Annotated in this window: 20 protein-coding genes, 1 tRNA gene and 1 pseudogene; 18 read left to right on the forward strand and 4 right to left on the reverse strand. The window is 40.7% G+C overall.

Features of this window, described 5'->3' with window-relative positions:
- Window positions 1–15: 15 nt before the first annotated feature.
- Together JZO85_RS15625 and JZO85_RS15630 are read right to left on the reverse strand one after the other, a co-directional pair.
- A complete protein-coding gene (locus tag JZO85_RS15625; protein ID WP_207109456.1) occupies window positions 16–465 on the reverse strand; it encodes a threonine/serine exporter family protein in 450 nt (149 codons plus the stop codon).
- A gap of 29 nt (window positions 466–494) precedes the next feature.
- Window positions 495–1247, reverse strand: a complete 753-nt coding sequence (locus JZO85_RS15630) for a threonine/serine exporter family protein (RefSeq protein ID WP_207109457.1) — start codon at window positions 1245–1247, stop codon at window positions 495–497.
- A gap of 392 nt (window positions 1248–1639) precedes the next feature.
- On the opposite strand from JZO85_RS15630, the gene JZO85_RS15635 reads away from it, so the two are divergent.
- From JZO85_RS15635 to JZO85_RS15670, 8 genes are all read left to right on the forward strand, one after another.
- Entirely contained in the window at window positions 1640–2212 is a 573-nt protein-coding gene (locus JZO85_RS15635) for a TetR/AcrR family transcriptional regulator (RefSeq protein ID WP_207109458.1), read from the forward strand.
- A gap of 41 nt (window positions 2213–2253) precedes the next feature.
- Window positions 2254–2341: transfer RNA gene (locus tag JZO85_RS15640), tRNA-Ser, on the forward strand.
- 176 nt (window positions 2342–2517) lie between these two features.
- A complete protein-coding gene (locus JZO85_RS15645; RefSeq protein WP_207109459.1) occupies window positions 2518–3078 on the forward strand; it encodes an STM3941 family protein in 561 nt (186 codons plus the stop codon).
- A gap of 88 nt (window positions 3079–3166) precedes the next feature.
- A complete protein-coding gene (locus JZO85_RS15650) occupies window positions 3167–3394 on the forward strand; it encodes a hypothetical protein (RefSeq protein WP_207109460.1) in 228 nt (75 codons plus the stop codon).
- A gap of 355 nt (window positions 3395–3749) precedes the next feature.
- Window positions 3750–4133, forward strand: coding sequence for a hypothetical protein (locus JZO85_RS15655; protein WP_207109461.1), 384 nt, complete (start codon window positions 3750–3752; stop codon window positions 4131–4133).
- A 49-nt stretch (window positions 4134–4182) separates the two neighbouring features.
- Window positions 4183–4824: a DUF2922 domain-containing protein gene (locus JZO85_RS15660; protein WP_207109462.1), complete on the forward strand. Its 642-nt coding sequence runs from the start codon at window positions 4183–4185 to the stop codon at window positions 4822–4824.
- 233 nt (window positions 4825–5057) lie between these two features.
- Window positions 5058–5840: a hypothetical protein gene (locus tag JZO85_RS15665; protein ID WP_207109463.1), complete on the forward strand. Its 783-nt coding sequence runs from the start codon at window positions 5058–5060 to the stop codon at window positions 5838–5840.
- Window positions 5841–5927: 87 nt separating this feature from the next.
- Window positions 5928–6428: a flavodoxin family protein gene (locus JZO85_RS15670; protein WP_207109464.1), complete on the forward strand. Its 501-nt coding sequence runs from the start codon at window positions 5928–5930 to the stop codon at window positions 6426–6428.
- A gap of 44 nt (window positions 6429–6472) precedes the next feature.
- Here the strand turns inward: JZO85_RS15670 and JZO85_RS15675 are convergent, their stop codons facing one another.
- Entirely contained in the window at window positions 6473–7279 is an 807-nt protein-coding gene (locus JZO85_RS15675) for a Cof-type HAD-IIB family hydrolase (protein ID WP_207109465.1), read from the reverse strand.
- Between the two features lie 279 nt (window positions 7280–7558).
- Between JZO85_RS15675 and JZO85_RS15680 the strand changes: the two are divergent.
- Window positions 7559–8766, forward strand: a pseudogene (locus JZO85_RS15680) (multidrug efflux MFS transporter).
- 106 nt (window positions 8767–8872) lie between these two features.
- Window positions 8873–9661 (forward strand): zf-TFIIB domain-containing protein, encoded by a 789-nt coding sequence (locus tag JZO85_RS15685; RefSeq protein ID WP_207109466.1) that lies wholly within the window; start codon window positions 8873–8875, stop codon window positions 9659–9661.
- Between the two features lie 312 nt (window positions 9662–9973).
- Here JZO85_RS15685 and JZO85_RS15690 read toward each other — a convergent pair whose 3' ends face one another.
- Window positions 9974–10153 (reverse strand): YjzD family protein, encoded by a 180-nt coding sequence (locus JZO85_RS15690; protein ID WP_207109467.1) that lies wholly within the window; start codon window positions 10151–10153, stop codon window positions 9974–9976.
- A 161-nt stretch (window positions 10154–10314) separates the two neighbouring features.
- Between JZO85_RS15690 and JZO85_RS15695 the strand changes: the two genes are divergently transcribed.
- The 8 genes from JZO85_RS15695 to JZO85_RS15730 all read left to right on the forward strand — a co-directional run bounded on the left by JZO85_RS15695 (window position 10315) and on the right by JZO85_RS15730 (window position 21683).
- Window positions 10315–13572, forward strand: coding sequence for a DNA polymerase III subunit alpha (locus tag JZO85_RS15695; protein ID WP_207109468.1), 3258 nt, complete (start codon window positions 10315–10317; stop codon window positions 13570–13572).
- 140 nt (window positions 13573–13712) lie between these two features.
- On the forward strand, window positions 13713–14675 hold the full coding sequence (gene pfkA / locus JZO85_RS15700; RefSeq protein ID WP_207109469.1) for a 6-phosphofructokinase: 963 nt from the start codon (window positions 13713–13715) through the stop codon (window positions 14673–14675).
- Between the two features lie 69 nt (window positions 14676–14744).
- Window positions 14745–16529 (forward strand): pyruvate kinase, encoded by a 1785-nt coding sequence (gene pyk, locus JZO85_RS15705; protein ID WP_207109470.1) that lies wholly within the window; start codon window positions 14745–14747, stop codon window positions 16527–16529.
- 400 nt (window positions 16530–16929) lie between these two features.
- Window positions 16930–17481 (forward strand): YceD family protein, encoded by a 552-nt coding sequence (locus JZO85_RS15710; protein WP_207109473.1) that lies wholly within the window; start codon window positions 16930–16932, stop codon window positions 17479–17481.
- Window positions 17482–17540: 59 nt separating this feature from the next.
- Entirely contained in the window at window positions 17541–17720 is a 180-nt protein-coding gene (gene rpmF, locus JZO85_RS15715; RefSeq protein ID WP_010740070.1) for a 50S ribosomal protein L32, read from the forward strand.
- 245 nt (window positions 17721–17965) lie between these two features.
- The gene (gndA, locus tag JZO85_RS15720; protein WP_207109471.1) at window positions 17966–19387 is read left to right on the forward strand and encodes an NADP-dependent phosphogluconate dehydrogenase; all 1422 of its coding nucleotides are present in this window, start codon (window positions 17966–17968) and stop codon (window positions 19385–19387) included.
- Between the two features lie 107 nt (window positions 19388–19494).
- Window positions 19495–20181 carry a response regulator transcription factor gene (locus JZO85_RS15725; RefSeq protein ID WP_010740068.1) on the forward strand — a complete coding sequence of 229 codons (687 nt, stop codon included), beginning with the start codon at window positions 19495–19497 and terminating at the stop codon, window positions 20179–20181.
- Entirely contained in the window at window positions 20178–21683 is a 1506-nt protein-coding gene (locus JZO85_RS15730) for a HAMP domain-containing sensor histidine kinase (protein ID WP_207109472.1), read from the forward strand. Before JZO85_RS15725 ends, JZO85_RS15730 begins: the two co-directional genes overlap by 4 nt.
- Window positions 21684–22050 lie beyond the last annotated feature (367 nt).

A 22050-nucleotide genomic window follows, 5' to 3' on the forward strand; every position in this document is an offset into this window, starting at 1 on the left:
CCTGTTCCTCTTTGTTTACCTCATTCGAAAATTTGAACGGGTTCTTTTAAGCGCACGTTCAATCAAGTTTGTAAACATAAAGCCGATCGCGATTGCACCAGAAGTGACTAGGACGGTGACGACTTTTTCCATTGATTCAGTAAACTCCTGGTTCATCATATGACGCACCGCCATGTAGGCAGGACCACCAGGAACCAACGGAACCAAGCTTGGTACATTAAAAACGATCACCGGCATGTGCATGGTCCGTGAGAAAAGAATACTAATCAGTCCAATGATCAATGCACCTAAAAAATTAGCGATGCCGATGTTTTGATGAAAATATGTTTGTAAGATCCAAAAGGTCATCCAGCCCGCAGCACCAGTAAAACCGCAGGCTAAAAACGCACGGCGGGGAATATTTGTGATGACACTGAAGGCGATCGTACTAAACATACTGAATAAAAAATTAACGATAAAATTCATGAGCGACCTCCAAGTATGATTGTTTTATTTTAAAAGAAATTAAAAGCGACGATGATTCCTCCGCCGATCGCTCCAGCAATAAATAAAGCCTCAGTAGCGCGAGCAACACCGCTAATCAAATGTCCCGCCATAATGTCACGAAAGGCGTTAGTAATAGCCAGTCCGGGCACTAGCGGCATAATCGAGCCAATGATCAAGCTGTTTACATCACGAGCAACCGACCAAGAAACGACTAATAAGGACAAGCTTCCAATGACCAGTGCTGCTACAAAATCATTTAAAAACTTCATGCGCAAGTTGTTCCCAAAAAAGGTATGCACAGCAAAACCAATCATCCCGATGACAAATGTCGGGATAAAATCAAACCAGGTTCCATTTAAAATGATCATTAAAGTACTGCTGACGATTCCAGCGGAAATGATTTTCCATAAATAAGGAAAGTCCGGGGTCGCATGATCGACATCCTCCAAATAGAGGTAAAAATCTGGCAAAGAAAGCTCACCATCGGCAAATTGGCGAGACCCTTGATTGACTGCGGTCACTTTTTCCAGATTGATCGCCTGAGGGGTGATTTGAATCACCTGGCTGCTTTGCTCTGAGGGAAAGCCAACGATCAGGCCAGTAGCCGTCACGTAGGTTTGAATATCATCCAGTCCCGCGTTGATCGCGATCCGTTTCATCGTATCTTCCACACGATAGACTTCAGAACCGGACTCCATCATGATCTTTCCGGCTTTTAAGCATGTATTTAAGACAAGCTGTGCATAATTTTGCTGTTCCATAGTTAACCACCTTTTTCTATTCCTATACTATAGTAGAGAAAATAAATAAATTAAACAAGAAAAAGAATAAGGATTGTCACTGGCGCTTAGAGAAAGTATAATAAAGTAACAGCGACTTTTTTTTAAGGTGAGACTGTTTTTACTTTAAAGAAACAAAACTACCCTCAAATGTATAACGGCTCTTTTGATTTTTAATGAAATGAGTTAAAAATTACAAAAATAATAAAACGGTTCCACCCCCTATGTGAGGAAAAAGTTGCAGGTTTAGCATGCATTTTTCAAAAAAAGTTACGTAAATTTAGATAACATCTTACATAAGGGTTGCAAAACTAATCAGTTTTTGATTAAAATAAAATGACAAGAAAAATAATAACATTCTGGGAGGAATTACAATGAGAAGAAAAGTTTATACCAAAGACCAGATTCTAAAGGCTGCCTATGAAGTTGTCGAGAATGAAGGATTTTCTGGATTTACAGCACGGAACATTGCCAAAAAAATGGGAATCAGTACGCAACCGATCTATTTAGAGTTCAAAAACATGAGTGATCTTAAAAACACCTTGCTAGATGAGATCTGCAATCACCTGTACTACGATATTTTCCCAGAAGTTCGCACGGGTGACACGATTATTGATTTGGGCTTGAGCTATGTTTACTTTGCAAAAGAGCAAAGCAATCTTTATAACGCGTTATACGTTCAAGAGTATGGCGGCGGCAAGAAGATGCATGACTTTTCTTACAATTACTTCCATCAATTGATCGTAGAGCACCCTAAGTACAAAAACTTGTCTGAAAAACGTATCAATGCGCTACACGTTGGAACATGGATCTGTGTGACTGGGATTGCAACACTAATGTCTTCAGGTATTATTGCACCGACTCAAGACGAAATTGTTCATTTAATGAACCGTACGATCAAGAATATTTTAGAAGAAGAAGACACTTCTGTGTTAGACACATTATAAAATCTTGACATTTAAACGAAAAAAGGTAAGATAAATGGTGCGGAAGGTTGGCAGAGTGGTAATGCACCGGACTCGAAATCCGGCGAGCCGCAGTAATGTGGTGCACGGGTTCAAGTCCCGTACCTTCCTTATTTATTTTACTAATAGAGCTAGAAGCATTGATACAGAGCGGTTCTGTCAATACTTCTAGCTTCTTTTTTGTGATCGACTAACTTTTGACAACCTGTTGGTAAGTTTGAAGAGCCTTTAAAATTTCTGATTGATTTGATACCCTAAATGGTGAAGGCTGAACGTGGAGGTGAAAAATGGAAAAGGAGTTTGTTGTGTATCAAAGTAAAAGAAAACAAATTGGCTTATCTTTATTGGGACTGTTTATGGTTTTGATGAGTCTGTTCATATTTTTAGCCGGCGCAGCGGACAAGCAGTACTTAGTAATGATAGTCGGGGTGATCGGCTGTGTATTTTTTGGAGCGTGTGAGGTTTTCATTATTAAACAAGTATTTAAGGGGAAAGAGCTTGTCGTATTAACCGTTGAGGGCTTTTATGATTACTCTAGTGCACTAGCTACAAAAAAATCGCTTATTCATTGGTCTGATGTTCGTACAATTGAGAGTACAAGGATGGTAAACCAAGACTTTGTATCAGTATATTTGAAAGATCCGGATGCATTTCTTGCAAAAGTATCCTCTTTTCAACGAAAAGCCATTAAGGCCAATAGTAAGATGGGGTATGGAGAAATAAATATAACGCTGCAAAGTGCAAATAAGTGTTCAAATGACCAATTAATCGCCAAAATGCACCTTTTTTTGGATCAGGCAGAAAAAATTGGCGTATTACAGTCCTCATCTTTTGAAGGTTCAGAGTAAGTTGGGTACCTGGATAGTTGCAAATCTGGAAGCATTTGCTGGATTTCTGGTATACTAAAGTACAAAGATTCTTGAGGAGCGGATAAATATGGAAGAGACAGTATTCTTTAATTTAGGCAATGCGATCGCCGCAAAACGTGATCCTAAGGAATTAATCAAAGAAGCACAAATCGTCAAGGATAATCGAGAGCCATTAGGAAAATTAGTGATTGTAGAAGGTGAAGGTCAAGATGCGCTTATCTTGTTTGATCTAGCGGATCAGGAAGAACCCTCAGAAAAGACTGAGGCCTTTAAAGTAAAAAAGATCATTGAATAGTTGCAGTGTCCTTCGTTCATTGAACGGAGGATTTTTTTTAGGCATTGGCAGAATAATCGTCAATTAAATGAAAAAATAGATAAGTATTTTTTTCTTTTTGACGATTTTTTAGAAGGGTTAAAAAATTATTTTATAGGTCTTCTGCTCTTATCAATAAAGAACAACTCCTATTTTTAAATTATTTTAAAAAAGCTGAAGTAGAATTTTTGGGAAAAATAGTTTATGTTTGGCTTGCGAAGATGGAGACGGGTACTCGTTTTGAAAAAAAGTAATAAGAATGCTGTGTTGTGTTTTGCATGATCGGTGAGACATACTTTCAAATAAATAGAATCAAACTGAAGAAGGAGAAACACTTATGAAAGATTACGGATTAAGCTGTCGCAAGCTTTTTGATTTAAAACGTAAGACATTGGAAACTAGAATTAAACATTTCTATAAAGACACTCATGACGGAAATAGCACAATCGAAATGTTGATAGCGCTTCAAACGAGAAATGAACTATGCGAGGGAGATTTTTCATTGATGCTGGCCGATTTAGTTCAACATATTTTTCTAAGAACGAGGTCTAACGCAACTTTGCGCCGGTACTATACTTTTTTTTCGGAGTATTTTGAAAAGAAAGAGTGGCGTCTGCTGCTAATTAAGTTATTTCCGGCTAAAAGCTATATCGCAGAAAAGCTGAAAACCTTATATACACAATTTATTAAAGCTCCGTTCGCACGACTAGTTGGTTCATGATGACGAATGGAAAAGATTCTGAAAAAACACACAAGAGAGGAATGAGAACATGTATACACTAGATGCTGAATTTGAAAAAAGCAATGGCAAACACCACCATCTACGTTTAAAGGACTTTGATCCGAGTAAAACAGCAGAAGAAATAAAGACATCCTTAGAAAAAATAACTAAGCTGAATCTTTTTGAAAAAGACGGAGTAGGCTTATTTAAGAAAGTCTTGCATGCGAAAGTCATCGAGAAAAGGGAGACCCCGATCTTTGATCAAGCTGCTAATGAGGTACCTGTAGCAGCTGAGCAGCAAGCAGCACAAGAAAAAACACAAGTATCTGAGTTTGTGGAAACAGAAATAGAAAAGGTATCGACAGATTTCCGCATCCCAGAGGATCTATCAATTGTAACCGAACGGCCGGCACCTGATGTGATGATCCAGACCATTGGATTTCCGCCAGAGATTAATCCGTGGGAGCTAAATGAAATGCAGTCACTCGCCGTAATAACGGCCTGTTTGCCGGATGATTTTTTACTGGAAAATGTTCAGATTGACGATAGTCAAGAATCTGCGAAGTTGATTTTGATTGAACGACTCAAAGAAGGCTGTACGCCAGTCCCTTTAGTGGATCAAGCATCGCCAGAAGAAATACCTAAGAAAAAAAGAAAGCGTTTGATTGATCGTATTCGGAGGCGAGAATAGCTTAGCAGGACTATCCCATTAGAAAATCCAACGTTGGTATGGGAGTGGTCAAAAAGCGCGACTCATTGCGAAGATACTTTACTTGAAAAATTAATCTGCTGAATCAGCAGTCTATTTAGACTGACCAATAGTTCTTTGCAGGATTCGTTGTAAATTTGTTGATATAAGACAAATTATTCGACTCAAAAAACTTTTTTTAATAAGCTTAAGAAAAAAGATTTGAGGGAAAAGCGATGATCAAATTAGCAGTTGAAATAGATGGTGAGGTAACGAAAATTCATTTCGGTGAACAAGGTGCGATGACAATCTATCGCGAACTAAAAAAACTCCCGGATTTGTGCAGTGAGGAACTATTGCTGTATTACAAGGGGCGCGAAGCACATGCAGTCGATTATGCACAAAAAATCGACAAAAAAGTATCGAAGGAAGCGGATAGTTTAGTAACAATCAATGTACCATGGGACATTGAAGGCTCAGAACTGGCGCAGCAAATGTTATCTGTCTGGGGAGATAACGGGCTGAAAACGACCGGCTTATTTGAGTCGCAAAAAATTGCTCCAAATCATTTTACAGTTGTAGCCAATCATCAAAAAGAGTTGTTTGAAATCTTGGCTACCTTTGGCTATGAGAATAAAAAAATCAAGGCTAAGCCAGCTAAAGCGCAGCATCGCTGGAATAAAAAGGTCAGTGAAATTCCATTCTATATTGACTACAATGCTGCTAAAGGGGAAGTTGTGTGGCAAAAGCGGAATGAAATGCTGTTGAAGGCGGGAGCGAAACTAACAAGAGAGATGCCGCTGAATAAAGATGGTTCAGTGGGATTTAGTGCACGCTTAACAGAAAAACTGAGGTCGGATCATGCCGATCAAATTTCGGATTTTACGACAACAGAGGATATCGTATTAAAAAGTGTCAATGAGGTTGGGATCTTTCTTTATTACGCAGGAACCAATGGCTGGCTGCTTCTAAAAGACAAAGACGGGAAAACAATTGATGAATATACTATTGTGAAGTAGGGGAAGCTATAATGCTTCTCTTTTTTTGTTGAACACTCCGCTTATAAAAGGGTACCATTATAGAAAAGGATTAAGGGAGCGATTTTATTGAAATTAGCGGTCATTTATTACAGTAAAACGGGACAGACGAAAGAGATGGCGGAAATTATTGCTCAAGGGATGCGGAATGTTGGCAGCGAAGTGCGTGTCTATTCAGTAGATGACTCCATCAACGCGAACTATGTGAATGAATGTTCAGGAATCGTTTTTGGAACACCGACATATATGGCGACGAGTCATTGGCGGATCACTCAATGGTTAATGAAGGAAAGCGGCAATTTCTCTTTAGCTGGAAAATTAGGCGGTGGCTTTGCGACGGCTCATTATGCACAAGGCGGCAGTGATAGCGCAATTCTTTCTATGTTGGGCATGCTGTTAGTAAAAGGGATGCTGATATATTCAGGCGGAGCGACTTTTGGTCAACCGTTTATTCATCATGGACCAGTGGCGCTTGATGCAGTGGGAAATCATTATGAAGACTCAAAAGAAATGTTTGAGCTTTTTGGACAACGATTTGCGGAGAAGGCATTCGAGCTATTTGGAAAATAAGAAAAAGAGAGAGAGACAATCGGATTCGATCGTTTCTCTCTTTTTTATAGATCCAAATATTTAGTTAAATAATCGGCCATACCATCTTCGGTATTTGGTTTATCAGTAATGTCATTAGCGACTGATTTTACCTGATCAGTCCCATTAGCCATCGCGACGCCCCATCCGGCGAATTTCAGCATATCTACATCGTTGTGCTCGTCACCGAACGCAAGAATGTCTTCTTGCTTCATATTTAAGCTTTCTATAACTCGCTTCAGCCCGTGAGCTTTTTGAATGCCCTTGGCTACGACTTCTAGCATTGGATTCGGTCCGCCCCATGTATTGACTTCGACCTCATGACCGATTTGTTGTTTCAATTCTTCTGAAACACTGCTAACATTTTCCGGTTGGCTGCGCAACAAGACAGAGGTTGGATTTGTTTGTAGCGTGTTGACGGTCAACAAGTTATCTGCAGTCGCGACATCACTAGCAAAGAAGTGCTGATCGAAGAAATTTAAGTCATCGATAAAAAAGGTTTCGCGATTTTCAGCAGCGATAAAATCAAGCTTTAGATTTTTCTTTTCTGCCATCAAATCAAACACGATTTTTCGATTGATGGATGTTTCTTGTTCGTCCGCCCATTTTTTGCCAGGAAGATGGACAAGAGCGCCGTTAAAATTAATCATCGGCGTCGTTAGCTGTAATTCTTGATAAAAGTTTTTACTCATGCGGTAGGGACGACCTGTTGCAATCACTACAGAGTGGCCGTCTTGGATGGCACGACGTAAAGTTTTAGCTGTTTTATCAGTAATTTTTGAATCTTGATTTAGTGTTGTACCGTCTAAATCAATTGCGATCAATTTTTTCATAAAAACTCCTACTTCGTATTAATAGATTTATTTTTGAGGGAAAATAAGTTGAACTCTCGGCGCGCTTAGCATTCGAAAAATGCTGCAAAGAGTAAAACTATTATCTTGCATTCAATTTGTTTTAGTCTAGCACATCCATTGGAAAACGCAACCGTAGCGCTTTAAAAAGTATGAAAGCATTAGAAAAATTTCAATCTCCTTGAGTGAGAAGGAAAGTTTTTTCTTCTAGACTCTGCTATAGTAGATACATAAAATTGGCGAGGAAGGGGAGTCAAGAAGATGAAAATCAATTGGCGCAGAAATTTGTTTATTTCATGGATCGGTTGTTTTTTCACTGGAGCGAGCTTCAGTTTGGTCATGCCCTTTTTGCCAGTCTATATAGAACAGTTGGGAACAGCTAAATCGCAGGTCGATTTATTCTCTGGATTGGCGATTTCTGTAACAGCATTTTCAGCGGCGATTGTTTCACCGTTATGGGGAAGCTTGGCGGATCGAAAAGGACGCAGATTGATGATGATTCGTGCAGCGGCAGGGATGACTTTTACGATGGGGTCGCTGGCTTTTGTTCCAAATGTCTATTGGTTATTAATCATGCGTTTTATGACTGGTGTGTTATCTGGGTATATGCCGAATGCAACGGCTTTGATCGCATCGCAAGCGCCTAAGCAAAAGAGCGGCTGGGCGTTAGGAACGCTGGCAACAGGCGGTGTCGCAGGAAATTTGATTGGCCCATTAATCGGCGGGATGCTGGCGCAATGGTTTGGTTTGCGAAATGTGTTTATTATTACTGGAGTGATTTTGCTTGTCTGTACTTTTTTAACTGTCTTTATGGTGAAGGAAGATTTCAAACCAATCGAAAAGGCGGACGTCATCAGTATGGCGGAATTACGGAAACGGATCAATTATATGCCGATCCTGATTGGTTTGTTTATCAGTACGTTGATCCTCCAAGTCGGAGTAACGAGTATCAGTCCAATTCTGACATTATACATTCGTGATTTGAGCGGTTCCAGCAGCAATGCGTTGGTCATCAGCGGGTTTATCGTTTCAATCGCTGGGGTATCGGCGATTGCCTCTTCACCGACATTGGGGAAAATAGGGGACCGGATTGGGAATCACAAGGTGCTGTTAGCTGGTTTAGTGCTGTCGCTAATCTGCTTTATACCAATGGCTTTTGTGAAAACGCCTTTTCAACTGGGCGTGCTGCGTTTCTTCTTAGGCTTTTCGACAGGGGCTCTAATGCCGTCTATCAATACATTGATCAGTAAAATTAGTCCTCCTGAAGGCGTCAGTCGTATTTTCAGCTATAATCAGATGTTCAATAACTTTGGACAGGTTATCGGCCCCATGCTAGGCTAGGGTCAACCGTTGCACATGGGCTGGGCTATCCGGCAGTTTTCCTTGTAACAAGTGCATGTGTTTTTGGTAATATTATTTTGAGTCTTTTTAATTTTCGGAAGCTGCTGGCAACAAAGACGAAGATCTAAAGAGTTGCTAAGATAATAAAAGCCGCTGCATAGGATTTTTGCTTTGAGTGTTATTGCTATACAATGATAGGGCAGCGTGAATCAATCAATTGTAAAGGGAGTTTTTATGACTTATAAACGTGTCAAGATGATGGGTGCCAATTGTCCAACCTGTCAAAGAAAGCTAGATATTTTGTTGAAGGATGGTTTTCAGGAAATAGTCTGTGTTTGCTTCCGCTGTCGAGCAGTCTATGCGTTCGATGGTCAAGAGCTGCAAAAGCTTTCTAATAAAAAACCGCCAACTGTTCAAGAAAAAGCGACCTTAGATGCACTTGTTCAAGCCTTGCCAGAAAAGCACTATTACAAAGGACAAGGAAGTCAACTACGCCAAAACGAGTTTGGCTATCAGCGCAATTGGTTAAGCTTGGCAGAGTATGAACGGCAGTTCGGAGAGGCCTTGAGTTTTAATCAGTGCGATTTACGTCCAGATGCATCAAGCTGTAAATGGTGTGGTCAGGCTTTGCCGAAGGGTCGACGCTCTTTTTGCAAGGATAGTTGTTCTCGCAATTATTCACAGGCGACCTTTACGAAACGGCATATGCCCAGCTTGCCTTATCGGATTGCGTGCCGTGATCGCTTCTTTTGTCAAATCAGCGGAGCAGACCTGGCGCAGTATAACCGACACGGCATACGAATTCCAGCTAGCAATGGTGAGTTGGCAATCCATCATTTAATTTTTGTCTCGCATAATGGAACAGATCATGAACAGAATCTATTGACCGTTTCCGCTGAAGTACACAGAGCATACCATGCTGGAGATGCTGAAATTACAGCCATTATTCACAGAATTCGCGATCAACGGCTGGAAAAATTCGGTGAAAAAATGCAGTTCAGCGATCCAGCAGGGCAGAATTAGACTCACGAGAAATAAGGCTGCTCATAGGTTTCGTGGGAAAGAGTTTAACGATTTTAGAGAAGCTGTTTTATTTATATGTCATACCTTGCAAGAGCAGAGCGATTTGATTCTGCTCTTTTTTTGGGGAAAATGGATAAAATAAAAACAACCTCTATCAGATAGGATGCAAGCAGAGCAGAGGAATGTTAATTATAGAAGCGCGTAAATTTTTATAGGCGATAAGAATGAGGTTTACAAATGAAGAACAATTCCTATTGGCTTCGAGCTATGAAAAAAACAAAAAACCAGTTACAATATAGTAACTGGTTTTGTCTATGCTTCAGCTTTTTTCGGTGAAACAAAACGTGCGGCAACAAGTGCGATAACACCCACGATCAGTGATATAATCGTAGATAATTCGAAGTTATAAGAACCACTTTGCAAGGCACCACCTAGATAACAAACGGCTTGTCCAATTGCGAAAGCCCAAAATAATGTAACTAGATATTTCATCAAGAGCACCTCTTTTCGCAAGAATTTCTAGATTTAGTTTAGCATTTTTTTTGAAAATGTAAAGAAAAGTCTCGTGCTTTGAGTTTCGCTGTTACTAGTTGCATGAGATAAATAATCAATTACACTTAACTACATTATTATTAAGGAAGTAGGAGGAGAGCATGATTTTACCACAACTTTATACGAAAACTTCCTATTCATTATTGAAAAGTACTTTAACGATCAGCGATTATGTGGAAATGGCGAAGGCTCGAGGCTATACTGCAATCGCGATTACTGATGAAAATGTTCTGTATGGGGCTGTAGAGTTTTTCCAAGCCTGCCAAAGAAATCAAATGATCGGCATCATTGGTTTGGAGCTGGACTTCTATTTGGAAGAAGCGACCGAAAGAATATTATTTTACGCCAAAAATGTCGCCGGCTATCAAGAGTTGATGCGTTTATCTAGTACACGCATGATGGCAGAAAAGCCGCAGTCATTATCTGAATATAAAATCGACGGAGAAAACGTGGTCACAGTTTTGCCTGTCGATGCACTGAATGAACCACGCGAACCAATTATTGCCAAGATTGCGGAAGCCATAAACGGAGAAATTTATTTAGGGATTTCACCAGAAACAAAGACTTCGGTTTTACCAGAAGGGTTCCCGACAATCGCGATTCATGAAGTAGCGTATTTGGACGCGACCCAAGCTTTTGCGATCAAAGTTATGGGACACATCCAAAACGGCAGTCAGCTGCCTAGAGAAGAGCTGACCAATCAGTTGGGAGACAGCTATTTAGTCGAGATGGAAGAGCTGTTGGCCGGCTTTGATGATAAGGAAGCGGTCATGAATGCTCAAAGGCTTGTCGAAACGTGTCAGTTTGAATTGCCGCTGCATCAAAAATTACTCCCGCATTATCCAGTACCGATACAACAAACAGCAGATGCTTATTTGCAAAAGCTTTGTTGGGAAAAATTACCGGAGCGAATTCCTGAAGCAACTGAAGAATATCGTCAGCGGCTGACTCGAGAACTGGGGATTATCCATAGTATGGGGTTCGATGACTATTTCTTGATTGTCTGGGATGTGATGGATTATGTCCATCGCAGCAAGATTGTTTCTGGAGCTGGCCGTGGATCAGCTGCCGGTTCATTAGTTGCTTATGTTTTGAGTATTACCGATGTTGACCCGATCAAATACAATCTCTTATTTGAACGGTTCTTGAATCCTGAACGAAACAGCATGCCCGATATCGATTTGGATATTCCCGACAATCGGCGGAATCAGGTTCTGCATTATGTCCATGAAAAGTACGGCCATTTCCATGTCTCGCAAATCGCGACATTTGGAACAATGGCGGCAAAGATGGTGTTACGGGATGTCGGACGTGTCTTCGGCTTATCACAAAGTGAGGCAAACCGCTGGTCAAAGGCGATCCCCAATCAATTGAAGATCACTTTACGAGAGGCTTATGAAAAATCTGAGCCACTGAAACGACTGGTTGCTAATGACGAACGCAGTAATTTACTGTTCCAAACCGCCTTGGCTCTAGAAGGCTTGCCGCGGCACGTCTCCACTCATGCTGGCGGTGTAGTAATCAGTGATATGAACTTGCTCGGTGTCGTTCCCTTGCAGAATGGTTCTGAGGATATTTTACTGACGCAGTTCACCATGACAGATGTGGAGACTATTGGCCTGTTGAAGATGGACTTCTTAGGACTGCGGAACCTTTCTATTATTGATAACGCGTTGCAAAACGTTCGTCGTATTTACCGTGAAGAGCTGAATTTGAAAAATGTTCCATTGGATGATCCAGCAACCTTGGCTCTGTTTCAGCGAGGCGAAACGAGTGGTGTTTTCCAATTCGAATCCGCTGGTATCCGAAAAGTGCTGCGTAATCTGCATCCGACATCTTTTGAAGATATCGTAGCGGTCAATGCATTGTACCGTCCGGGACCGATGCAGATTATCGATCAGTTCATTGCGCGGAAAAACGGCAAGGAGCCAGTCACCTTTCCGGATGCTTCTGTTCAACAGATATTAGCGCCAACATATGGTTTTATCGTTTATCAAGAGCAAATTATGCAGGTGGCTGCTCAGATGGCCGGCTTCAGCTTAGGTGAGGCGGATATTTTGCGGCGAGCGGTCAGCAAAAAGAAAAAGGACTTATTAGATGAAGAAAGACGTCATTTTGTCAGCGGAGCTGTTGGTCGTGGGCATAGTCAAAAGAGTGCTGAAGAAGTGTACGATTATATTGAACGTTTTGCCAATTATGGATTTAATCGGTCTCATTCGGTAGCGTACAGCTTTGTCGGTTATCAAATGGCGTATTTAAAAGTTCATTATCCTGGGGCCTTTTATACAGCGCTGATGCAGTCTGTTCGAAATGATCCAAAAAAGCTGAGAGAATACATCGCCGAAGCTAATCGTTCAGGGGTGAAATTATTGGCGCCGGATATTAATCGCAGCAGCTACAGCTTTACCTTGGTAGAAAAAGCATTGATTCGTTTTGGTTTGGACGCCATTAAAGGAATGCGGCGCGATTTTGTCGGTAACATTTTGGCAACGCGCAAGGCAGAAGGTCCGTTCAAATCCTTGGATCAATTTCTTTTGCGGATTGAATCTCGCTGGCTGAAAATCGACTATATCGCACCGTTGATTTTCATAGGGGCTTTCGATGAGCTGCACCCAAATCGGCGGGAACTGGCTGATGGGCTGGAAGGGAAAATTCAAAATGTGGAGTATAGCGGCGGCAGCATGTCATTGCTGGATGTGATGAGTCTAAAGGAACGTCCCTCTGAGGATTATTCATTGGCTGAACGCTTGAATTATGAGGAACATTATCTGGGTCTATATGTCTCGGGGCATCCGACGGAGAACTTTCCTAAATTATTGAAGCAAAAGGATTTGCAGCCGATTACTGAGCTTACTGTCGGCAGTCATGGGAAGATTCTCTTCTATTTAAAAGAGGTTCGCGAGATCCGAACTAAAAAAGGAGAACAGATGGCGTTTCTGACAGGAAATGACCAAAGCGGAGAGGTATCATTGACGATCTTCCCGCAGTCCTATCGTCGATTACGCAAAGATATTGAACTTGAAAAGGTATATTTGGTTCAAGGGAAAGTAGAGCGCAGCCGCTATGATCAAGCGATCCAGTTATTAGTCGAAGAAATGGTTCCAGCTCAAATCGCAGAAGACGATATCAGTGATAAAACATTGTATCTGCGTGTACAGGAAAAATATGATACGCCAGAAATTCAACAGGGAATTGCCGAAAGACTTCAATTATCACCAGGAAAAATCCCCGTTTTGATCTATTATGAAAAAAGTCGTCGAAAGATTGTGCTGGATAAAAAGTTTTGGGTGGGGGTTAATGACACCCTCTTAAATGCTTTAAGTGACATATTAGGGGAACAAAACGTCGTAATAAGATGATTTCTTGTAACTTTCAAAAACTTTTTTCAAAATACGCGCTTTTCCCGAAGACATCCCAAGACTTTTGGGATGTTTTTTGGTAGAATGTACCATGAATTAAACGATGTATGTTTTTTTGAGAATACTTATGAGGTGAGAAAATGAAACGCATTGGAATTTTAACAAGTGGAGGAGACGCTCCCGGAATGAACGCTGCTGTTCGTGCGGTCGTTCGTAAAGCGATTTTCGAAGGCATGGAAGTTTATGGCATCAATTATGGTTTTGCCGGTCTAGTTGCTGGTGATATCCGTCGTTTGGATGTTGCGGATGTTGGTGACAAGATCCAACGAGGCGGAACTTTCTTATATTCAGCTCGTTATCCAGAATTTGCTACTGAAGAAGGGCAATTAAAAGGGATCGAGCAATTGAAAAAATTTGGTATTGAAGGATTAGTAGTAATCGGCGGAGACGGCTCTTACCATGGCGCCTTAGCTTTGACTAAACATGGTTATCCAGCTGTCGGTATTCCAGGGACGATCGACAATGATATTCCAGGAACAGACTTCACTGTTGGTTTTGATACAGCGATCAACACCGTATTAGAATCCGTTGACCGTATTCGTGATACAGCGACGTCACATGTTCGTACATTCGTTATCGAAGTAATGGGACGGAACGCAGGCGATATCGCTCTATGGTCCGGTGTAGCCGGCGGAGCTGATGAAATCGTTATTCCTGAGCATGATTTCGACATGGAAAAAATTGCGAAGAAAATCCAAGCAGGCCGTGATCGCGGGAAGAAACATTGCTTGATCATCTTAGCGGAAGGCGTTATGGGCGGAAATGAGTTCGCTGATAAGTTAGCTGAATACGGCGACTTCCATACACGTGTCAGTGTATTAGGACACGTTGTCCGCGGTGGTTCACCAAGTGCACGCGACCGTGTGTTAGCCAGCAAATTCGGTTCTTATGCCGTTGATTTATTGTTAGAGGGCAAAGGCGGATTGTGTATTGGTATCGAGGATAATGAAGTGATCGCTTCTGACATCGTTGAAACATTGGAAAACAACAAACACAAACCTGATTTATCATTGTATGAATTGAACCACCAAATCTCATTTTAATCTCGTTAATAATAGTGAAGAGCTATATATTATAAACAATCAAGAAACAAGAATGGAGCGTATTACGTAATGAAAAAAACGAAGATCGTTAGTACATTAGGACCAGCAAGTAACACAGTGGAAACTATCTCTCAATTAATTGAAGCTGGTGCTAACGTGTTCCGTTTCAACTTCTCACACGGAGACCACGAAGAACAACTTACACGTATGAACATGGTTCGTGAAGCAGTAGAAAAAACTGGTAAAGATGTGGGTATTCTTTTAGATACAAAAGGTGCTGAAATCCGTACAACTGTTCAAGACACAACAGAAGCAGATTACGGCCGCGCTGGATATATCGAATTTAACGTAGGCGATGAAACTCGTATCTCAATGGATTCTGAACATAAAGGAACCAAAGAAAAAATCGCTGTTACTTACCCTGGTCTATTCGACGATGCACATATCGGCGGACACATCCTATTTGATGATGGTTTGATTGACATGGAGATCGTGGGCAAAGATGACGCTAACCGCGAATTGATCATGCTGGTTAAAAATGCTGGTATGTTGGGTTCTCGTAAAGGGGTCAACGCTCCTGGTATCTCAATCAACTTGCCTGGTATCACTGAAAAAGATGCAGATGATATCCGTTTTGGTTTAGACAACGACATCAACTTTATCGCTGCAAGTTTTGTACGTAAAGCACAAGATGTTCTTGAAATTCGCGAAATCCTTGAAGAAAAAAATATGACTCACGTTCATATCTTCCCTAAAATCGAATCACAAGAAGGTATCGACAACATCGATGAAATCATCAAAGTTTCTGATGGTATCATGATCGCTCGTGGAGACATGGGTGTTGAAATCGCACCTGAACTAGTACCTATGGTTCAAAAACGTATCATCAAAAAATGTAACGCGGCTGGCAAACCAGTTATTACAGCGACTCAAATGTTAGAGTCTATGCAAGAAAACCCACGTCCAACACGTGCGGAAGCATCTGACGTTGCCAACGCTGTATTTGACGGAACAGATGCTACAATGCTTTCTGGTGAATCTGCAAATGGTAAGTATCCAGTTGAAGCTGTAGGCACAATGGCTCGTATTGACATGGAAGCTGAATCTGCTTTGTCAGAATTAGGTTCATTCCAAATCAATGAATTCGATAAATCAAACGTTACTGAAACAATCGGTTTATCTGTTGCTCGCGCTGCGAAAAACTTAGGTGTTAAAACAATTGTTGCTGCAACTGAATCAGGCCACACTGCGCGTATGATCTCTAAATACCGTCCAGATGCAGACATCTTGGCTGTGACATTCGACGAACATACAAAACGCAGCTTGATGGTTAACTGGGGCGTATACCCAACAGTTGCTGAAAAACCAACAACAACTGACGAAATGTTCGATTTAGCTGCACAAAAAGCAGTTGACTTAGGTTTCGCTAAAGAAGGCGACTTGATCTTGATCACTGCTGGTGTACCAGTTGGCGAACGCGGAACGACGAACGTTATGAAGGTTCAAATGATTGGTTCTAAATTGTTGCAAGCCCAAGGTATCGGCGAATCAACAGTAGTTGCTCACGCAGTAGTTGCTAAAACTGCTGAAGAAGCAATCAAAAATGCGAAAGACGGTATGGTTCTAGTTGTACCAACAACTGATAAAGATTACATGCCTGCAATTGAAAAAGCTGCTGCTTTGATCGTTGAAGACGGCGGATTGACTTCTCACGCTGCTGTTGTAGGTATCGCTCAAGATATTCCTGTAGTAGTTGGTGCGAAGGATGCGACTTCAACAGTTGTTGACGGTGAATTAGTCACTGTTGACCCTCGTCGTGGTATCGTCTACCGTGGACAAACAACAGCAATCTAAGCTTTCGATTAGACTGTCGTTTTAAAAGGAAATTTAGGGACTGCGACCTATGTGTCACAGTCCTTTTCTATGAAAATATTGGGTGGAAAGCTGGACGAGCTCCACGAGATTTGTCGTGGCATCCAGCTTTCTAAGCTAGCTTTTTCAGCAATAAGCGAAAATGTTGTTCAAAAGCTGGGTGAGCTTCACGAGATTGGAGCTGGCATCCAGCTTTCTGGGCTAGATTTTTCAACATTAAGCGAAAACAATTCGAAATCTGAAAAGCGATTTAGAATTGTTTTAGTCTTAATGCTCAAAATCTGGACGAGCCCAGAAAGCTTTTGAGGGTGTCAAGAAAATTTCATTGACAAAGGTTTTTTCCACCTGTATAATATCGATTGTTGCTTAGAGGTGATGAATGATGAAATGGTCGATTGGCGAATTGCGCCGCTATAAAGAAGAAGCACTAAATTTTTCAGAAACGATTGATGTGAATGACGCATTAACAGCCCGCGATAACGAGATCTTGTCAGTAGCTCCGGTGACTGTAGAAGGAATCTTGTCTGTTGGAAAAAATGAATATATTTTACATTATCGATTGAAAACTATTGTAACTGTTCCTTCAGCCCGCTCCTTGGAACCAGTTGATCTGCCACTTGATCTTTCGGTGGACGAAGTATTCATGACACGGGAGCAATGGACTTCAATGGAGGAAGAAAGAGACGAAGAGATCCTTGTCCTAGACAGTGATACGATCGACTTGACCGATTCTATCGAAGATAACATTTTATTAGCGATTCCGATGCAGGTCTTTTCTGAAGAAGAATTACAAGCGACAGATTTACCAAAAGGCAACGATTGGAAAGTCGTGAGCGAAGAAGAGTATTTGCAGAAAAAAGAATCTGCTGAAACAATTGATCCTCGTCTTGCAAAATTATCTGAACTATTCAACGAATCGGAAGATGATAAGTAAGATTGGAATAAAATGTATCAGTAAATGATACTTCATTTTATAAGGAGGTGTAACACCCAATGGCAGTACCAGCTAGAAAAACATCAAAAGCTAAAAAGAACAAACGTCGTACTCACTACAAATTGACCATTAAAGGATTGAACGAATGTCCTAACTGTGGCGAAATGAAGAAGAGCCATCACGTATGTGCCAACTGCGGCTACTATGATGGAAAAGATGTTATGTCTAAAGAAGCATAAGCACTTTTTAATAGAGAAAGTCAAAACCTCAAGACTAACCATGGAGTCTTGAGGTTTTTTTCTTGGCTAAAACAGGCAGAGGATCACTCAATCGAGAATATCTTCTGGCCTTAACAGCGAGTCTGTTTAGATTAATTTCTTTGAAGATTTCAAAGAGCTTTTCATATTAAAAACACTATTCATTTTCCATTCTCACTTTCTTAGGATATAATGAGAATCGTATTGAGTAATTAGGAGGGTATACTATGTCAAAACAACAATTCGGCGTCGTCGGTATGGCCGTAATGGGAAAAAACCTGGCTTTAAATATCGAGAGCCGCGGCTACTCGGTGGCTTTGTACAATCGTACGGGCTCAAAAACTGAAGCGGTGGTAGCGGAGCATCCTGATCGCAATTTAAAAGCAACTTTTTCAATCGAGGAGTTTGTTGACTCGATCGAGAAGCCACGTCGTATCATGTTAATGGTGCAAGCAGGACCAGCGACAGATGCAACGATTCAATCACTATTACCACATTTAGATAAAGGCGATATTTTGATCGATGGAGGAAATACATTCTTTAAAGATACGATTCGTCGCAACGAAGAATTAGCCAATTCAGGAATCAATTTCATTGGTACCGGTGTTTCTGGCGGTGAAAAAGGTGCATTAGAAGGACCTTCAATGATGCCGGGAGGGCAAAAAGAAGCCTATGATCTAGTCGCTCCTATTTTTGAACAAATTGCTGCGAAGGCCGAAGATGGCGAACCATGTGTTACTTACATCGGAGCTAATGGTGCGGGTCACTATGTAAAAATGGTTCACAACGGAATCGAATACGGCGATATGCAATTGATTGCTGAATCATATGACCTGATGCAGCACTTACTAGGACTTTCAGTTGATGAAATGGCAGAAGTGTTCTCAGAATGGAATAAAGGCGAGTTAGACAGCTACCTGATCGAGATCACTGCGGACATCTTGACTCGCAAGGACGACGAAGGAACAGATAAGGCTATCGTTGATGTGATCAAAGATGCCGCTGGTAATAAAGGAACAGGTAAATGGACTTCACAAAGTGCGTTGGACTTAGGTGTACCATTACCGTTGATTACAGAATCTGTATTCGCTCGTTTCATCTCTGCATATAAGGAAGAACGGGTTGCTGCCAGCAAAGTTCTTGCTGGACCAGCGCCTTACAAATATGAAGGTGACAAACAAGAATTAATCGAAAAAATTCGTGAAGCACTTTATTTCAGTAAAATCATGAGTTATGCGCAAGGCTTCTCTGAATTACGGGCAGCATCAAAAGAGTTTGGCTGGGATTTGCCATTTGGTGAAATCGCGAAAATCTGGCGTGCCGGCTGTATTATTCGCGCTCGTTTCTTGCAAAAAATCACGGACGCCTATGAAAAAGATGCAGATTTGGCAAACTTGATGCTGGATGATTACTTCAAGAAAATCACTGACAAGTATCAACAAGCAGTTCGTGAAGTTGTTGCCATTGCTGTTCAAGCAGGTGTGCCGGTGCCAACATTCTCCTCTGCAATCACTTATTACGATTCTTATCGTGCAGAACGTTTGCCAGCGAACTTGATCCAAGCACAACGTGATTACTTTGGCGCTCATACGTATGAACGTACGGATAAAGAAGGAATTTATCACTACAGCTGGTACCACGAAGAATAGCAAGAGTTATTTATAATATTACTGATAACTAACTATAGCTTTTTGACAGGTTTAGCCCTATAATGATAGAGGTTTAATGAAATCCAACTTGGAAAGGAACTAAAAAAATGAGTAATATTCTGATCATTGAGGATGAGAAAAATCTAGCTCGTTTTGTCGAACTAGAATTGAAGCACGAAGGCTATGATACAGAAGTTCATTATAATGGTAGAACAGGACTTGAAGCCGCTTTGGAAAGTGACTGGGATGCGATCTTACTTGATTTGATGCTTCCTGAATTAAATGGCTTAGAAGTTTGTCGTCGTGTTCGTCAAGTTAAAAATACGCCGATCATCATGATGACTGCCCGAGATTCTGTCATTGACCGTGTTTCAGGGTTAGATCATGGTGCAGATGATTATATCGTCAAGCCGTTTGCTATCGAAGAACTATTAGCACGTCTACGTGCATTACTTCGTCGAATCGATATCGAAGGGGATAAGAACGTTGCTAAACAGACAACGATCACTTATCGTGACTTAACGATTGAAAAAGAAAACCGTGTAGTTCGCCGCGGAAATGAAATTATTGAGCTGACAAAACGTGAATACGAATTACTATTGACGCTTATGGAAAATGTCAATGTTGTTTTAGCTCGTGATGTTTTACTTAATAAGGTTTGGGGTTACGAAACAGAAGTAGAAACAAACGTTGTTGACGTGTATATTCGTTACTTGCGTAATAAAATCGATGTACCAGGTGAAGACAGCTATATTCAAACTGTCCGTGGTACTGGGTACGTTATGCGCTCATGAGAAAATTTATCAAGAAACAAAGAGAACTGAAAGGGCCCTCACTCACCATCAAGTGGGCCTTTACAAGTTCTTTCTTTATATTCGTGGTTTTTACCATTTTTGCAGTCATCACATATAAATCTTCGGTTAATTTGATTGTGACGAAGGAAAGAAACAATGTCGAGCGGACGATCTCTGAAGTCACTTCTCGTTTAGCCAACGCAGATGAGGAGCTGACACTAGTCAATACGTACCGCACATTGACAGAGTCCGACAGTCGAGACAATGCGATATACGATCAAAATATGACATTAGAAGGCAATATGATGCGGATCGATGATTTTATTTCAGAGCTCGGACAGCGGCAATTGTCTTTGGATATTTATAATCTGGATAAGAAGCTGATTTTCAAAACACAAAAGGACTATCGCCCGCTAGTGCAGACAAAGCACAAAGAGCCGACGATTGTCACCGTTGATGAAAATAATGGTTTTCTATCTGTTGAACCGATTTATTCTAAGAAGACGCGAGAGAAAATCGGCTATGCTCAAGTTTTTTATGAGTTATCTGATTTTTATGAAATGCGGAGTAAATTACTGCTGACGCTGATCGTTTTGGAAATTGTGTCACTGCTTTTGAGTAGCTTCTTGGGCTTTTTGCTATCTTCTTACTTCTTGAAGCCGGTCAAGATATTGCGAGATACGATGGAGATCATCCGTCAAGATCCGCAGGCTGAGGTACATGTTCCTGAAATAACGACCAATGATGAACTGGCTGACTTGGCTATTATCTTTAATGATGTCATCGATCGCATTCGAATGTATATTGAACAGCAGGAACAGTTTGTTGAAGATGTTTCTCATGAGCTGAGAACCCCGGTAGCAGTGATTGAAGGTCATTTAAATATGTTGAACCGCTGGGGGAAAGATGATCCAGAAATATTGGATGAGTCTATTCAAGCCAGTCTGCAGGAGCTTGTTCGGATGAAGAGTCTAGTGCAAGAAATGCTGGACTTGTCTCGTGCTGAGCAGGTGGATGTTTATTATGGAAATGAGACTTCAAAAGCAAAGGAAGTTACTTACCAGGTATTCAATAATTTTAAGCTGTTATACCCTGAGTTTACTTTTACATTGGATGATGATCTAGATGGTGAGAAGATGCTGAAAATCTACCGCAATCATTTAGAGCAAATTTTGATCATCATTTTGGATAATGCCGTAAAATATTCGACAGACCGTAAAGAAGTGCACATTTCGGTTTCTTCGACGCTGAATAAGTTCGAAATCGCCATCCAAGATTTCGGTGAAGGGATCCCAGACGAAGATATTGCTAAAGTGTTTAATCGTTTTTATAGAGTAGATAAGGCTCGTGCCCGTACAAAAGGTGGAAACGGCTTAGGCTTGTCGATTGCTCATAAACTTTTAGAGAGCTATAAGGGAAGTATCAGTGTGGAAAGTTCTGTTGGCAAAGGAACAATTTTCAGAATTTTTATTCCGATGGTGGAAGAGAAAACAGTCGAGTAGAACTCGACTGTTTTTTTATGCGAAAGTTACAAAAAAATTTCACTTAAGATAGCGTTATTTTTGTTTTAAAATCGAACGTTATTTTGGAGTTTCAAATGAACGTTCGAAAAATAAAAAAGATTGAAAAAAAGTGCAAAAAATAGTTGCATTACTGCTTGAAGATTGCTATATTATTAAATGTTCCCAAGAGATAAAAACATCTTGAAAAAAATTAAAAATAATAGTTGACGGATGAAAAATCTTGTGGTATTTTTATAAAGTCGCTGAAACGAAACAAAAAGCAAACTTGTTTTTTTATCAAAAAGTTTTTAAATAAAAGTTGTTGACTTTCAAACAAAAAGCTGATATGATATAAAAGTTGCTGAAA

Source organism: Candidatus Enterococcus murrayae (assembly GCF_017315985.1).
Lineage (GTDB): Bacteria > Bacillota > Bacilli > Lactobacillales > Enterococcaceae > Enterococcus_A > Enterococcus_A murrayae.